The organism is Roseivirga ehrenbergii, from assembly GCF_001593005.1.
Classification (GTDB): domain Bacteria; phylum Bacteroidota; class Bacteroidia; order Cytophagales; family Cyclobacteriaceae; genus Roseivirga; species Roseivirga ehrenbergii.
This window is the reverse complement of sequence record NZ_LQZQ01000005.1, coordinates 45,473-61,337: the sequence shown is the minus strand read 5'-3', so window position 1 is coordinate 61,337 and position 15,865 is coordinate 45,473. Positions and strand designations below refer to the sequence as shown.

Sequence of the window (15,865 nt, the reverse complement as noted above, 5' to 3'; positions counted from 1 at the left end):
AAACGGGAGATCACACACAGAGGAGTGGCAGAGTGGTCGAATGCGGCGGTCTTGAAAACCGTTGTACCGCGAGGTACCGGGGGTTCGAATCCCTCCTCCTCTGCATTATTAAGGGTCCGTTCGTCTAGGGGTTAGGACACTGGGTTTTCATCTCAGCAACAGGGGTTCGATTCCCCTACGGACTACTTCAAAAAGCTCAGCAAATGCTGGGCTTTTTTTTGTTTTCATCGCTCTATGATGAATATTCCAGGGAGCACCACTACAAACTGACTCAGTTATAAATTCTTCGAGTGAAAGAATTTTTGAAAAAAAAGCTTAACTAGATCGAAAGAATTTTAGCAATCCTAAATTCCTCAGCATCAATTTTCTTAATGGTTTTTACTGCCTCGTTGATAGGTGTATAGACCACGTTACTATTCACCACCCCTACCATAACATTGGATTGCCCATTTAACAAGCCCTCAACAGCCGCAACACCTAACCTGCTAGCAAGAACTCTATCGGAGGTTGTAGGCGAACCACCTCGCTGTAAATGCCCTAAAACGGTGACACGAATATCAAAGTAATCTAACTGAGTTTTTACTTTGGCAGCTATGTCATAAGCAGAGCCAAGTTTACATCCCTCGGCTACGATTACTATGTTGGAAGCTTTTTCGCTAGAAGCCCCTCTTTGGAGTCTTCTGATCAAATCATCGATTCCCCAATTGTGCTCTGGCAAAAGCATTGCAACAGCACCACCGCTTATCCCCGAGTTTACAGCTATAAAGCCAGCGTCTCTGCCCATTACTTCTACAAAGAAAAGTCTTTCGTGAGAAGAGGCAGTGTCTCTTATTTTATCAATAGCTTCGGTAGCTGTGTTACAGGCAGTGTCGTATCCAATAGTGAAATCTGTGCCCGCCAAGTCATTATCAATAGTGCCTGGAATCCCTAAAACTGGCACATCATATTCCTGACTAAAAACATCAGCTCCCGTGAACGAACCGTCACCACCAATAACCACTAAGGCATCTAGATCATTTGCTTTGAAATTTTTATAAGCCTTTGCTCTTCCTTCTTTGGTCCTAAACTCATCACTTCTAGCCGAAAGTAAAAATGTACCGCCACGGCTAAGAATATTAGAGACTGACCGCACTTGAAGCTGTTCTATATCTCCATTAATAAGGCCATCATAGCCCTTATAAATCCCATAGACATCGAGGTTATAGTAGACACTAGACCTCACTACTGCCCTAACGGCAGCATTCATTCCTGGTGCATCGCCCCCGGAGGTTAATACTGCTATTTTCTTAATGTTCGCTTTCATATTATTCATTAAATAGAGTTTCAAAATCTAAGTGATACTCAAATAAAAAGGTGACCCTTTCGAATCACCTTAAATATAACTTCAATATGTTTAATTCTTTTAAACGCCTTCTGCAACCACTTCTCTTACATCGTTAGGAAGCATTCTCTTCAGCAAGTTCTCAATACCTGACTTTAAAGTAACCGCTGAGGCAGGGCATCCACTGCAAGAGCCTTGAAGGTTTACCTTCACCACTCCATCATTAAAAGAAGCAAAGCCAATGGCTCCACCATCTTGTTCAACCGCAGGACGAATGTATTCATCCAAAATACCTTTGATTTGTTTTACAACTTCAGAATCGTTCTCATCAAACAATGGATCTTTATCCAATTCCTGAAGAATTAAAGGCTTGTCATTTTCTAAGTATGGCTTAATTACATTTTTAATTTCGTTCTGAATTTCTGGCCACTCTACCGATTCAGATTTAGTTACTGTAATAAAGTTACTCATGTAGAAAACTCTTTCTACTGAAGGAATTTTAAATAGTTCTTGAGCCAATGGAGAATCCTTTGCAGATTCCATATCTGGATAGTCAAAACTAACGCCTTCTTGCAGAAGCATAAAATTCACCACAAATTTCATTGAATTTGGGTTGGGGTTAGCCTCCATGTATATATTTACCGCTTTCATATCTAACTGTCTAGTCCTTTTGAACTACAAAGGTACTCGAAAAGTTTCTCAGTCTTCCTTTAATTCGTCTTCAGATTTAGCAACTAAAGTGGCTACGGTGGCATCGCCAGTTACATTCACTACTGTTCTAAGCATATCCAAAGGCCTATCTACAGGGAAAATGATAGCGATCCAAGCAGGGTTCAAGCCTACCGATTGAAGTACCACAACCATCATTACAATACCAGCACTTGGCACTGCTGCCGAACCAATTGACGCCAAAGTTGCAGTAAGAACAATGGTAAGCTGTTGTGTTACAGATAAATCTACCATATGCATTTGCGCCATAAACACTACAGCTACGGCCTGATACAAACTAGTACCATCCATATTTACTGTTGCACCAATAGGCAACACGAAACTTGAAACGTTTTTAGACACCCCTAGATTATCTTCAACGCACTCCATAGTTACTGGCAAAGTAGCAGCACTAGAACTGGTAGAGAAAGCTAAAAACTGAGCTGGACTGATTTTTTGAAAGAACTTTTTATAAGTCAGGCTTTTAACAAAACCCTTGACAATTAGTGGGTAAAAAACAAAAATCAAGAAAAGAAGCCCAATTACCAATGTTACAGAATATGAGGCTAGACCTTTAAATATTTGCAAAACCTCTCCTGGCGTATCGGCCATTTTGGAAATAACACCAGCCAATAATGCAAAAACAAAGAATGGCGCTGACTTCATGATGAGGTCTACCATCTTAAGGAATACCTCATTTGTGGCATCCACAAAGTTCTTTAAGCCTGCCCCTTTTTCGTCTGGTACTAGCGCCAAACAGACTCCAAAGAAGATGGCAAAGAAAATCACCTGAAGCATCAATTTGTCATTGGAAAGAGATAGAATGATGTTTTCTGGAACCATATCGACTAAGAACGAAAGCGGTCCTTCATCCTTCTTTTCTTCAGCCGTTGCCTTCTTTTCTTCTACTAGTTTCTTTTCGGCTTCTGTCATTTCCTTGCGGAAATCAAGCCCATTATACTTAGGATCATCTAAGTAATGTTTCCCATCTAAAATTTCTACTCCATCCGTAGCAGAAACCCACTCTTCGTATTGTAAACGGTTTTTAATTCTTTGTTCTTCATCAATAAAATCACCTGGTCTGATAACATTTACAAGAATTAAACCTATACCTACAGCAAAAACGGTGGTTACCAAATAGAAGGATAAAGTTTTTCCACCCATTCGACCCAACTTAGACAAGTCCTTTAACCCCGAAATACCGCCAATGATTGAGAATAACACCAACGGCACAGCGATGTACTTCAACATTCTAATAAAGATCTGTCCGAAAGGATCGATCCAATTAGTGGTAAATTCATTCCAACCTAATGCACTTGATATAAATGCCCAGATAACACCGACCAAAAGTCCGATCATTATTTTGACATGAAGAGGAAGCTTTTTCATATATATTGGGAGATAGTCTAAATTCGATTAGTCTCGCTAATTAGCAAATAATCAGCAATTACCAAAGCAGCCATTGCTTCAACAATAGGTACTGCACGCGATACTACACAAGGATCGTGACGACCTTTACCTTCAACCGTAACCCTGTCGCCCGCCTCATTAATACTCTCTTGATCGGTCATGATGGTAGCCACTGGCTTGAAAGCTACATTGAAGTAAATATCCTGTCCGTTCGATATGCCCCCTTGTATACCACCAGAGTAATTTGTTCTGGTTTTCACTAAGTTATTGTCCATATAGAACTCATCATTATGTTCCGAACCATTGAGTTTTACTCCTTCAAAACCACTTCCATATTCAAAGCCTTTAACCGCATTTATAGATAGCATGGCCTTGCCTATTTCGGCATGAAGTTTATCAAAAACTGGCTCGCCCAAACCGGCCGGAACCCCTTGAATCACTCCTGTAACAATTCCACCAATGGTATCGCGGTTTTTACGTGTTTGGTCAATTAACTCGATCATTTTATCGGCCATTTCCGGGTCAGGGCAACGAAGAATATTGTCTTCAATTTTTGTGAGGTCGAGTTGAGTATAATCTTTATCGAGTTTTAAGTGGCCTACTTGAGACACATAAGCATGGAATGAAATACCGTGGTGCTTGAGAAAAAGTTTAGCAACGGCTCCGGCCGCAACACGTGCAACCGTCTCTCTCGCAGAGCTTCTTCCGCCTCCTCTATAATCCCGAATACCATACTTTGTATGGAAAGTATAGTCGGCATGCGAAGGCCGAAACTTATCCGCTATGTGCGAGTAGTCTTTGCTCTTCTGATCTTGATTTCGGATAATAATACTGATGGGTGTTCCTGTAGACTTCCCTTCAAAAACACCTGAAACGATTTCAAACTCGTCTGCTTCTTTTCTTTGGGTTGTAATTTTTGACTGACCAGGCTTTCTCCTGTCCAATTCTGATTGAATAAACGCTTCATCAATAAGCAAACCCGCTGGGCAGCCATCAATGATTACACCCAAAGCCTTTCCGTGCGATTCACCGTAGGTATGGATTCTGAAAAGATTACCGAAACTGTTGCCCATTTATTTTTTAAAGTAGATAAAACCAGCTCCTGCGAACATAGCTAATATTAAAATATTAGCCAGTATTTGCATGGTCTTATCTTCAGTCATACTCTCTAATTTATTAGATTTATCTTCGATTGAGTCGTAAAACGAGCCTAAATCGACTGAAGAAATTGAAATGTTCTTTTTGCTTTCACCAGTCACTTCAAACTTCACTTCAGATTTAAGCGTATCGTATTTCGCTGTTTTTGGGTTGAAGTATACCCAACTAAAATAATCTCCCATATTGTACTCGCCTGGTTCATTTGGCAAACCATAATAGGTGAATTTTTTTGAGCCCGTTACTCTACTATTGTTACGACTTATATCTTGGCTCACGTCTGGAGGGTAGAATTCAATGGCTTTATTACTAGGAATTTTTGGTGCAGTAATTCCCGAAATATTTCCTTCTCCATAAATCCCGAAGGTATATTCAAAGCTACCACCAGTTTCTAGCGTTCTTTTGTTCATTTTTTCATCTAAAAAGAACTCTCCTACAGCTACTGACTCTTTAAGCGGATGTGGAGGCAGAGGTTTTACCTTCACGGTCTTTTCTTTAGAGTAAAAGGTTTTGAAGTCTTCTTTCCTGTCTCTTCCGAAGAAAGATGGTGACTTGGCTACCTGATATTTTATCATTTCGAAAGGCACGGAAGGGAAAACTATTGGATCGAGGTTAAGCGGATAATATGTGGCCCGATAGATTTTATATTTTGTATAACCCTTGCCGCCAACATTCACTTTCTCAGGAGCAATATTCTCAATATTAAAGTTCTCTTCCCAGCTATTTGTAGGGCGTAGGGTTTTCAACACCTCAGATAACTGAGTGCCGGGGTCACTAAATTGTAAAGGAGCTCTGTTATCATCGGCAACGTAAAAAGCAAATGTGGCTGTAAAGCCTTCTCCTAAATATACTTCGTCTTTATCTGTGGTAAGGGCCAAAAAGGCATCTTCTTTTATATCTACAAACTCAGGGTCTTTGTCTTCTCCAAACAAGTTATCAAATGGGCTATGGCCATATGGTGTTCTGCCCGTATTTCTTCTTGTTTCAACTGGAGGTGTAATTTTAATTTTCTTGCCTTTAGACGATATCGTTTCTCCGTTTACTTCAAGTGAAAAGTCTTCTAACTGGTAGGTACCCTCTTCTAAAGGAAGGTAACGTTGAATAATACTCTGAGAAGAGCTCACTTGCCCGTTAATTATGCTCGTGCTGCTACTAGAAGAAGTTCCTCTTTTGGCAAAACCATCAATATTCGGGAAGTCTGTATACGATTTCAGCTTTCCATTCAACACCGTTACTTTAATTGTAAAAAGCTGATTGAGGCCCACTTCATCAGGCCCTAATTCAATAGTAGTCGATTGCGCCTTTGCCACCAAGCCAAAACATATGAGACAGGCGACAAGAATGAATTTTGAACTGGTAATTCTCATGTCTATTTATTATATTCGCTTCTCCTCAAACGAAGAGGATTTAAAGATAATTTAAATTTTTGGGGTAACTAAATCTTCATCGCTTCGTTCGTAACTACGTGCGGCAGGCACATTAGATTCATAACCAATTAAACGATCTTGACATGTTGGAATATTTCAAAACTATCCTCGCGAAGGTGAGCTTCGACAAGAAGCTATTTGAAAAAGAGTTGAGAAAGGCTATTCATTCCGTAATCGGAGATGAATTAGAAGAATTAAAACGGTGGTGCTACGCAAAATTTGGGCACTTATACGGAAATGTTCTCGAAGAACAGTTTTTACTCGCTAAATAAAATTATTGAATAACACCGCCCATTGCAGCCTTAGCAATGGGCTATTTTTTTGCCATTATTATATTTCTTTTTAAACCTTCTAGCTTAGTCCGCTTTACTGCCGAACCTTTAAAAACTGACCTAAAAACCTCCTCTGTTAAATCTTGCCAATTATTGTTAAATAATTCTAACAGTTCATTTTTAGGATGAAAGGTAGGTTCTGAATGGGGTTTTGAGAACCGATTCCATGGACAAACCTCTTGACAGATATCGCAGCCGAAAATCCAGTTGTTCATTTTGCCTTGAAAAGTATCGGGAATCTGATCCTTCAGCTCAATGGTTAAGTAAGAAATACATTTGTTTGCGTCTACTTCATAAGGAGTAATCGCATCTGTCGGGCAAGCGTCTATACATCTGGTGCAGGTTCCACAATAGTCTTTGATTGGACCATCAGGCTCAAGCTCTAAATCAATAATTAATTCGGCTAAAAAGAAGTAGCTGCCTTGCCCTTTATTAATCAACAGCGTGTTTTTCCCTAACCAACCTAAACCACTTTTTGCTGCCCACTGACGCTCCATCACAGGAGCTGAGTCCACAAACACACGCCCTTCTACATCACCAATTTCTTCTTTTAAAATCGAAATAAAGGTTTTCAGTCGATCTTTAATTACAAAATGGTAATCCTCTCCATAAGCGTATTTGGCCAGCTTTAAATGGTCAGGGTGCTCTTCGGCCAAATCTTTTTCTGGATAATAATTATAGAGTAGTGAAACCACAGATTTAGCCCCTGGCACTAGCTTACTAGGGTCTAAACGCTTATCGAAATGGTTTTCCATATAGCGCATTTCACCATGATTACCTTTTTTAAGCCAAGCTTCTAAGCGTGGAGCTTCATCGGCCAAAAACTCTGCTTTGGAAATACCACAGAAATCAAAACCTAGCTTTTGGGCCGTTTGTTTGACGATGGTAGTATTTGCGGTAATGTTGTGCAATTAGTTTAAATCCTAAATTTCTTAAAATGAGCTTCTGTTTTTAGTGTTCAGTCACCTCTCACCTCCCTTACCCTCCTCTAGGAGGGAATAATTTGTCAGTTAATAACTCAGCCTTTACACATAAAAAGCATTTTGCTTTAGGCTGAAAATATCTGCTATACCTCAAAACCATTCCCCTCTCGAGAGGGATTAGGGGTGTGTTGTATTACACTATAAATCCTAACTAAGCATCAAACAAACTCCCTGTTTGTCCGCCAAGGGGTTTAAGATTCAAATGTTTATAAGCCAAATCTGTTGCTTCTCGACCGCGGGAGGTACGTTTAAGGTATCCTTCTTGGATCAAAAATGGCTCATAAACTTCTTCTATGGTTTCGGCCTCTTCACCCACAGCCGTGGCAATGGTAGAAATCCCAACTGGCCCGCCTTTGAATTTCTCAATAATTGTGAGCAAAATACGATTATCCATTTCGTCCAAACCATGCGAATCAACGTCCAAGGCGTTCAATGCCATTTCACTTATGGCTTTGGTGATGGTTCCTGTTCCCTTGATTTGAGCAAAATCCCTTGTTCTGCGTAAAAGGTTGTTGGCAATACGCGGGGTTCCTCTACTCCTTCGAGCAATTTCATAGGCCGCATCGTCATCAATTGGTGTATTGAGAATATCCGAGGAACGCTGTACAATGGTGGTTAATAATTTTGCATCGTAGTATTCCAATCTGGCATTGATACCAAAACGCGCACGTAATGGCGATGTCAATAAACCCGATCTGGTGGTGGCTCCGATTAAAGTAAATGGCTCTAATGAAATTTGAACCGAACGCGCATTTGGTCCCGAATCAAGCATAATATCGATGCGATAATCTTCCATCGCGGAATACAGGTACTCCTCCACAATAGGGTTCAGCCTGTGAATTTCATCGATAAAAAGCACATCGCCATGTTCTAAATTGGTCAGTAAACCAGCCAAATCGCTAGGCTTATCGAGCACTGGCCCAGAAGTAATCTTTAAATCAGATTTAAGTTCATTGGCAATAATGTGAGAAAGGGTGGTTTTCCCCAACCCCGGAGGGCCATGTAACAGCACATGGTCCAAAGGCTCTGAACGCCCTTTGGCTGCCAAAACAAATATCTTTAAGTTCTCTACAATTTTATGCTGTCCCGTAAAGTCTTCAAAACTCAGCGGCCTCAGTGCTCTCTCAATATCCTTTTCTTCGGGGTTGAGATGGTCATCTTCAGCATTTAAATAGTCTTCGCGCATTCACCAATCTTTTTGCTAAGATAGCAGTTAGTTTTTTTCACTTAATCAATCTTTTACTCTTTAACCTTACATCAAGGAAAAGCACTCATTATCTTTGTTCAAATTTTGAGATAATGGACAAGAATCAAAGGTCTAGAATATACCTACTCGTGTTAGTAATTGCAATTTTTGTGGTTTGGAAATACCGCGAGAGTCAAAAACCAAAAATGGTATTGGTTCAAGGCACCACAATGGGCGTTATTGCTTACAACATTAAGTATATTGACGAAGACCTCAGGAATTTCAAAAAGGAAATTGATTCACTTTTGGTCGACTTCAACCAGTCGCTTTCTACTTACATCCCCGATTCTGAAATTTCAATCTTTAATAAAGAAGGAAAGGCGACCTTTAATTTCCCTTATTTTTCAGAAGTACTTATTGCCAGTAAGGAAGTATATAAAGCATCTGGAGGTTATTTCGATCCAACGGTTGGCCCATTGGTAGACGCTTGGGGCTTTGGTGATGGGAAAAGTGTTTCGCTTGACAGCGGTCAAGTAGATTCAGTTTTGAAATATGTAGGTTTTGAAAAAGTAAGTTTCACTAACGAAGAAGTATTCAAAACCATTCCTGAATTGAAACTTAACTTTTCGGCTATTGCAAAAGGTCAAGCAATTGATGTAGTAGCGGAGTACTTAAAGGCACAGAACATTCAAAATTTTATGGTCGAAATTGGTGGCGAAGTACGTGCCAAAGGCAAAAACGACTCTGGTGAAACATGGACCATTGGCATTGAAGTACCCGATGAAAATCGTGTTGGTGGTGTTTTCGATGCCATTCAATTGGAAGATCACGGAATGGCGACTTCTGGTAACTACCGTAATTACAAAATAGTAGATGGAAAAAAAGTAGCCCACACTATTGATCCGAAAACTGGCTACCCGAAAATGATTACCCTTTTAAGCGCTACTGTAGTTGCTCCCACTTGCATGTATGCCGATGCATATGCTACCGCCTCAATGGCCATGGGATTAGACAAAGCAAAAGCAATGATAGAAAGTAACTCAAACTTGGAGGCCTACTTTATTTACTCCGATCAAGATGGGAATACTCAAACTTACATTTCACCTGGCCTAAAGGGGAAAACTGTAAACCAACAGTAAGACCGTAACCTATCGGGAACTATTTAAATGAAAATTCGATTTTCTTTATCATATTTGCAATGCTGTTGCATTAACGATTTTCAAGTTTGCTAATAAACGTCATCATTTTATTGCTTTGCGCCCTTGTACCGGGACTTTTCATTTTAGGTAATGCAACTTTTAGCGACACTAGAATTCGTTATTTTCTTGTTTTTGCTGGCGCATATTTATTCTCTGTTACAGTAATACATCTGATTCCAGATATATTTATGAGCGGAGAAGACCCATTTAACCTTGGGCTTTATATCCTTATCGGATTCTTTATTCAGAAAATATTAGAGAATTTTTCTAACGGAGTAGAGCACGGTCACACCCATATTCATACACGAGTTCCTGTCACTTATTTATTGATTGCACTGGTACTGCATTCATTTTTGGAAGGCTCTATTCTAACAGACTCTTTACATTCAAATCACAGCCCTGATTCCGTGTATAGTCATGGCAGCTCTCCAAAAATATTATTGGGTATTGTAATGCACAAAATACCCGCTTCCTTGGCACTTATGGCATTACTAGTGGCTCAGCTTAAAAACAAATACAAGGCTTTCGGCTTGTTATGTATTTTTGCAATAAGTTCTCCTTTAGGCTTAATTACTTCAGAATATTTTAGCCATTCCAACTTATTGCCCGAAAAATACTTGATCATTTTCTTTGCAGTGGTGGCAGGTAGCTTCCTTCAAATTTCCACTACTATTTTTATTGAAAGTGACCCGCACCATAAACTCGATTGGAAGAAATTTTCGGTTTCTTTATTGGGTGCAGGCGCAGCAGTTTTAGCGCAGTTAATTATTTAATATCTTCGCGATGTGTATACACTAGGAATAAGCGCTTATTACCACGATTCAGCAGCATGCATAATCCGTAATGGGCTAATTATGGCTGCCGCCCAAGAAGAACGGTTTACTCGAAAGAAACACGACCCTTCATTTCCTATTCATGCTACTCAATTCTGTTTAGACCATGCTCAAATACGTTTTGAGGATGTGGAGAAAATAGTTTTCTATGACAAGCCTTTTATAAAATTTGAAAGAATTCTCGAAACATTTTATGCGATTGCTCCCAAAGGAATTGGTGCATTCGTAAAGCATATACCCGAATGGATTAAAGAGAAAATCTTCTTCAAAAAGTTACTGAAAGACGGTTTGAATGAGGTAGCAAGAGGAAACCACAAGAACTGCAAAATCCTATTTTCTGAACACCACCTCTCACACGCTGCTTGGGCATATTACACCTCTCAATTTGACGAAAGCGCTATCCTAACCATCGATGGCGTAGGCGAATGGACCACTACCGCAATTTTTAGTGCTAAAGGAAATGAAATCACAGTCCTGAAAGAGCAACATTTCCCTCATTCATTAGGCCTATTATATTCATCTTTCACCCAGTACCTCGGGTTCAAAGTAAATGATGGAGAATATAAAATGATGGGGCTGGCTCCATACGGTAATCATAAAAGTGACAACTATAAATTTTACCGACAAAAAATAGAGAAAGAGCTGGTTGATCTATATCAAGATGGCTCAATTCAGCTTAACATGCGTTACTTCGAATTTCTTTATGGCGAAAGAATGATTTCTTCTAAAAAATGGGAGACACTATTCGGAACACCGCTTAGAAAAGAGGACGAACCGATTGAGCAAAAACATTGCGATTTTGCACTTGCCGCTCAGGATATCACCGAAGAGGCTGTGTTGAATTTGGCCCGCGAAGCCAAAAAGATTACTGGAATGAAGAACCTATGTCTTGCTGGGGGAGTCGCCTATAATTGCGTAGCTAACGGTCGACTGTTAAACGAGGGCATATTTCACAATGTCTTTGTGCCTCCAGCAGTTGGTGACTCTGGCAGCGCAGGTGGAGCAGCCTTAGCAAGCTATTATTTGCAAAATGAGGTACCTAGAATAAAAGAAGAATTCCTGAAAAACAAAATTTCATTCTTAGGGCCAGCATACTCAACTCAACATATTGAAGCGTTCTTATTAGCTAAAAACATTGCTTTTGAAAAAATTGTGAACAGAACAGAACTTTGTAAAAAAGCGGCTTCTTTATTAGTAAATGGGGCGGTAATCGGTTGGATGCAAGGTAGAATGGAATTTGGAGCAAGAGCCCTTGGAGCGCGAAGTATAATAGCCAGCCCACAGTCCCCAAATATTCAGCGAATCGTAAATCAAAAAATAAAATTCAGAGAGTCGTTCCGACCTTTTGCGCCTGTAATGCTAGAGGAGGATTTAGAAAGTTATTTTAAGATGTCTGAGGTTTCGCCATACATGGGCTTAGTCACTCAGATTAAGGATGAGTTTCAGAAAAAGCTCCCCGATAACTTTCAACAACTTTCTATTGTAGAGAAAAGCAGGGTTGAGAAATCCACTTTCCCTGGAATAACCCACGTTGATTATTCATCTCGCATTCAAACCGTAGATAAAACTACTAATCCAAATTTCTGGCCGCTCCTGAAAGCATATAAAGATCTTACAGGGAACTCCCTTTTAATTAATACAAGTTTTAATGTTAAAGATGAACCAATAGTTTGTTCTCCTGAAGATGCTTATCGCTGTTTTATGAAAACGGAAATGGATTATCTATTTTTAGGAGAATTCTTTTTAACTAAGAAAAAGTAATATGTCAGTTTTAAGAGATCTATCAAAGTTCCTGATGCAACGTAAAAAATACTGGCTTATGCCAATTGTATTGGTACTGTTGCTCCTTGGTTTTCTTATTGTTTTCGGAGGCGGCTCTGCCTTATCTCCATTTATCTATTCTTTATTCTAAATTGAAAGCTCCAAAAATCAAGCAGTCATCCGAAGCCATAATTCTAGGATTAGTTTCTGGGTTAATTGGGGTTTACATTCTAATCCAATGGAAGTGGGAGAAAGACGCAGATATACTGATTTACCTGTCTGTTTCCATTGGACTACTATCAACGCTTTCAAGTAAAGTTGCAAATTTAATTTCTACAGGATGGATGTATTTAGGTCAGGCATTGGGTAAAGTAACAGGAGGTATACTTTTATCAATAGTGTTTTTTTTATTTCTCACTCCTATTTCAAAACTCCAAAAAGTATTCAGCGGAAAAGGAAAATTCACAAACAACTCATCAAGTCAAACCAATTGGCATGATAGACAACACACTTTCATTAAAGAGGATTTAGAAGAGTTGTGGTGAAGTTTAGGGAACTAGCCAAGCAAATATTTAAGATAGCTATCCAATGCTCATTGGTGGCTTCAATAACTTTATTCCTTCTTGAAGGAACATTCAGACTTTATCTAATAGACTTTTATAAGAGCAGTTTCGAATACCTTAATTCAGACTTTGCCGATAGAAATACTGATAAAACCCTAATGATTATCGGTGACTCATTTTCATCTTTCAAGGGGGGCTACCCAAAGGTCTTACATGATTCACTCACAGGATTCAGCGTCAAAAACATCAGTGTGCCTGGTACTTCAATTAGAGAACAATATCTTTTTGGTAGGTACCACCTAAAGAATGTGAAACCTCAAATTTTAATCTTTCAATTTTACGTAGGCAATGATTTTCTGGGTTGGGATCATCACCTAAATTGGGGAGAGATATCCTTCGCTCGGAACTTTTATTGGCGTCTTTCTGAAAGTCTTTGGTCTTTAGCATATCTTAATTATGGTTTAGGCAATATTAAAGCCAACATTACTGAACCAGACACCAGCGCAAAACTAGATTGGGTAGAAAAACCTTTTTCCCCAGACCTCTATTTCGAACGAGATAAGCTTTATTTCAAATCCGAGCCCATGTTGGTAGAAAATGCAGCTTACCTTAAAGGTGGAAGGGAAAAGGATTTTGAAAGTTACATGCAGCGAGTGGCTGACTTATTTAAATATGCATCAGAAGATTGTGAAATATACTTCTTGATCATTCCACATATGTCACAGGTGAGTGAAATGTACAAAAACCAAGCAGAACAGGTTGGGGCAGTATTTACAAAGCGATTCGAGGTAGCAAGTCCTTCTTACCCCTTGTATCTAAAGCTTAACAACTTCTTTGCTGATGACCATAGAGTAAAGATTTTGAATACAATAGATTTACTTAGACGCTCTGAAGTATCTGGAAATGCCGTTTACTTCAACAACGATAGTCACTTGAATGTAATGGGTCAGCAAATCCTAGGTGAGTTTTTATTGAAAGAAATTAAACCCAATGATCAATAAAATTAAAAGGCGCTCTCAGTGGCTGATAAAAGACCTTTTCTATTCTTTTAAGTCAACTGATTATTGGAGGTCAAAAAAAGGAAGATGTGTAATCTGCTATCATGGAATTGATCATGTGGGGAGTTTGGGGTTCAATACTAGATTCATCAGCCAAAAAAATCTGGAGTCACAAATAGTATTCTTCAAAAAACACTTTCATATCGCAACAATTAAGGATTACGTTTTGGGTAATTACCCTAAAAATGTTTTTACTATAGTGCTAACTTTTGATGATGGTTACAGAAACAACCTTGAGCTAGTTGTGCCTCTTTTGGAGAAACATCAGGTGCCTGCCACTTTTTTTATTACCTCAATACAGGCTTCAGGTCATAACATTCTATGGTCTGACCATTTGGACTTAGGCTTTGGTTATACTCAAAGCAATATTCAAATTAATGGAAGAGAATTCCAGAAAAAAAAGGATGGATTCTATGAACGTTCATCTGGTTTAAGCTTAAAAAATGTATGTCGACAGGAAGACTTCCTTTTTAAAGAATCAATGATGAGAATGGTTTCTGAAGAGTTTAAAAACAATCCTAAATTGGACATCTATTGGCAGCTCATGGATGCTAAACAAATCAGTAGTTTAAAAAATTCTCAGTGGGTAACCATTGGATCGCACGGACATTTTCACAATAACCTTGGCTTAATTGGCTTAGAAGATACAAAGGCGGACTTATTAAACTCGAAGAATTATTTAGAGAATCTTTTAGAAGATGAAGTAAAGTTTCTGGCATTTCCTGACGGCTCTTACAATAAAGAAACGCTGGATCTAGCTCAAAAAATTGGCTATGATTATCAGTTTGCCATTGAGTATCTTCACGAAGGTGATTATAAAGACAAAAGGCTATTTAATAGGATTGGAAATAACCCATTTATTAAATTAGAGCATCAAGCAAAATGCTTAATTGATGGTCACTACTGAAGTATAATACATCATCATTCCCTGGTTCAAGTTGTCTATTAAGAAGTTTAAAAGATGAAAAAACACATTCTCAATTTTGGGCTTATACTTTTGATAACCTTCCTAATTGGAGAATTAGCTGCTAGATTTTTTTTGGCCTTTGTGGCTAATGATACTCAGTTTACTAAATATGCCTCTTATCAACAACTTCAAAGTAAGCACACAAGGCAAAGATTAACCCCTTCACGCTATTTAAGTTACACCACTACTCCTAACTACAGCTACATTTTAAACAAGCATAACTCACTAGGTTTCAGAGGAGAAGAAATAGAGTTTCCAAAACCAAAAAATGTTTATCGCATTGTTTGCCTAGGAGGCTCCACAACATACAGCGAAGGAGTAAATGTAAATGACTTACACTCAAGATTGTTTTAGCCTCCTGAGTTCTATAAGGCCGATAGAAGCGGTCTTTACCAATCCCCAAAATTATTCAATTTAATCCCTTTATGGGAGCATAGCGCAATCATCAGACTTACATTAATCAGGCTAGGCTTAACTGATTCTCATGGCTCAATCAACCAAATAATAAAGTTAGCAGACACTTATATCTTAAACCAAAACGACCTCAATAAGAGTTATGTCGACAACCTTAACCTCAAAGAGGTGCTTCAAACCAACAAACCGATTTTCTTTGAGAAAAACATTCAAAGCTTGACCACATTAGCCCATAGCTTAGGTATAAGAGTAGTATTGAGCACTTTTATATATTCAGACGAATTTCCAGAGACTAACATTTTGTTCTCAGATCAAGCGATTAAAGATGCAATAGAAGAACAGAATGAAGTTTTAAGAGATATAAGTGCTGGGATTTAGCAAAATACATTCCGGTAGACAAGAAACTATTTACAGATGGAATACATTTCGGCCATGAACGAAATGAAATTCGCTCAAAAAAAATTGCCGAGTTTCTGATTCAGAATCACAAATCACCCTAAATGTACCTTAATGATCTTATGAGTATATTGAAAGTCCTTAACTTTAAT

At 38.8% G+C, this 15,865-nt stretch carries 17 protein-coding genes and 2 tRNA genes; 12 read left to right on the top strand and 7 right to left on the bottom strand.

Features of this window, described 5'->3' with window-relative positions:
• Nucleotides 1–18 precede the first annotated feature (18 nt).
• Nucleotides 19–103: transfer RNA gene (locus MB14_RS06515), tRNA-Ser, on the top strand.
• Between the two features lie 10 nt (nt 104–113).
• Nucleotides 114–185: transfer RNA gene (locus MB14_RS06510), tRNA-Glu, on the top strand.
• A gap of 134 nt (nt 186–319) precedes the next feature.
• On the opposite strand, the gene pfkA is transcribed toward MB14_RS06510, so the two are convergent.
• The 5 genes from pfkA to MB14_RS06485 form a co-directional block, all read right to left on the bottom strand.
• Nucleotides 320–1,303 (bottom strand): 6-phosphofructokinase, encoded by a 984-nt coding sequence (gene pfkA, locus MB14_RS06505; protein WP_062590711.1) that lies wholly within the window; start codon nt 1,301–1,303, stop codon nt 320–322.
• Nucleotides 1,304–1,402: 99 nt separating this feature from the next.
• On the bottom strand, nt 1,403–1,972 hold the full coding sequence (locus tag MB14_RS06500) for a NifU family protein (protein ID WP_062590658.1): 570 nt from the start codon (nt 1,970–1,972) through the stop codon (nt 1,403–1,405).
• Nucleotides 1,973–2,020: 48 nt separating this feature from the next.
• Nucleotides 2,021–3,418: a dicarboxylate/amino acid:cation symporter gene (locus MB14_RS06495; protein ID WP_062590656.1), complete on the bottom strand. Its 1,398-nt coding sequence runs from the start codon at nt 3,416–3,418 to the stop codon at nt 2,021–2,023.
• A gap of 17 nt (nt 3,419–3,435) precedes the next feature.
• The gene (aroC, locus tag MB14_RS06490) at nt 3,436–4,512 is read right to left on the bottom strand and encodes a chorismate synthase (protein ID WP_062590654.1); all 1,077 of its coding nucleotides are present in this window, start codon (nt 4,510–4,512) and stop codon (nt 3,436–3,438) included.
• Nucleotides 4,513–5,961: a BatD family protein gene (locus MB14_RS06485; RefSeq protein WP_062590652.1), complete on the bottom strand. Its 1,449-nt coding sequence runs from the start codon at nt 5,959–5,961 to the stop codon at nt 4,513–4,515.
• A gap of 143 nt (nt 5,962–6,104) precedes the next feature.
• On the opposite strand from MB14_RS06485, the gene MB14_RS06480 reads away from it, so the two are divergent.
• Nucleotides 6,105–6,293 carry a hypothetical protein gene (locus MB14_RS06480; RefSeq protein WP_062303634.1) on the top strand — a complete coding sequence of 63 codons (189 nt, stop codon included), beginning with the start codon at nt 6,105–6,107 and terminating at the stop codon, nt 6,291–6,293.
• 41 nt (nt 6,294–6,334) lie between these two features.
• On the opposite strand, the gene queG is transcribed toward MB14_RS06480, so the two are convergent.
• Nucleotides 6,335–7,264, bottom strand: a complete 930-nt coding sequence (queG, locus tag MB14_RS06475; RefSeq protein ID WP_062590650.1) for a tRNA epoxyqueuosine(34) reductase QueG — start codon at nt 7,262–7,264, stop codon at nt 6,335–6,337.
• A gap of 223 nt (nt 7,265–7,487) precedes the next feature.
• On the bottom strand, nt 7,488–8,522 hold the full coding sequence (ruvB, locus tag MB14_RS06470) for a Holliday junction branch migration DNA helicase RuvB (protein WP_062590647.1): 1,035 nt from the start codon (nt 8,520–8,522) through the stop codon (nt 7,488–7,490).
• A 113-nt stretch (nt 8,523–8,635) separates the two neighbouring features.
• On the opposite strand from ruvB, the gene MB14_RS06465 reads away from it, so the two are divergent.
• The 9 genes from MB14_RS06465 (at nt 8,636) to MB14_RS06430 (ending at nt 15,695) form a co-directional block, all read left to right on the top strand.
• The gene (locus tag MB14_RS06465; protein ID WP_062590645.1) at nt 8,636–9,661 is read left to right on the top strand and encodes an FAD:protein FMN transferase; all 1,026 of its coding nucleotides are present in this window, start codon (nt 8,636–8,638) and stop codon (nt 9,659–9,661) included.
• A gap of 86 nt (nt 9,662–9,747) precedes the next feature.
• A complete protein-coding gene (locus MB14_RS06460; protein WP_132644158.1) occupies nt 9,748–10,494 on the top strand; it encodes a ZIP family metal transporter in 747 nt (248 codons plus the stop codon).
• 12 nt (nt 10,495–10,506) lie between these two features.
• Nucleotides 10,507–12,315 (top strand): carbamoyltransferase family protein, encoded by a 1,809-nt coding sequence (locus tag MB14_RS06455; RefSeq protein ID WP_062590641.1) that lies wholly within the window; start codon nt 10,507–10,509, stop codon nt 12,313–12,315.
• 1 nt (nt 12,316) lies between these two features.
• Entirely contained in the window at nt 12,317–12,466 is a 150-nt protein-coding gene (locus MB14_RS19100; RefSeq protein WP_221405281.1) for a DUF5989 family protein, read from the top strand.
• Nucleotide 12,467: 1 nt separating this feature from the next.
• Nucleotides 12,468–12,860: a hypothetical protein gene (locus tag MB14_RS06450; RefSeq protein WP_062590639.1), complete on the top strand. Its 393-nt coding sequence runs from the start codon at nt 12,468–12,470 to the stop codon at nt 12,858–12,860.
• Nucleotides 12,861–12,913: 53 nt separating this feature from the next.
• The gene (locus MB14_RS06445; RefSeq protein ID WP_132644157.1) at nt 12,914–13,879 is read left to right on the top strand and encodes a hypothetical protein; all 966 of its coding nucleotides are present in this window, start codon (nt 12,914–12,916) and stop codon (nt 13,877–13,879) included.
• The gene (locus tag MB14_RS06440; protein ID WP_062590636.1) at nt 13,869–14,843 is read left to right on the top strand and encodes a polysaccharide deacetylase family protein; all 975 of its coding nucleotides are present in this window, start codon (nt 13,869–13,871) and stop codon (nt 14,841–14,843) included. Before MB14_RS06445 ends, MB14_RS06440 begins: the two co-directional genes overlap by 11 nt.
• A gap of 54 nt (nt 14,844–14,897) precedes the next feature.
• Nucleotides 14,898–15,257, top strand: a complete 360-nt coding sequence (locus tag MB14_RS06435; protein WP_062590633.1) for a hypothetical protein — start codon at nt 14,898–14,900, stop codon at nt 15,255–15,257.
• A 228-nt stretch (nt 15,258–15,485) separates the two neighbouring features.
• Nucleotides 15,486–15,695, top strand: a complete 210-nt coding sequence (locus MB14_RS06430) for a hypothetical protein (RefSeq protein WP_062590632.1) — start codon at nt 15,486–15,488, stop codon at nt 15,693–15,695.
• Nucleotides 15,696–15,865: the final 170 nt, after the last annotated feature.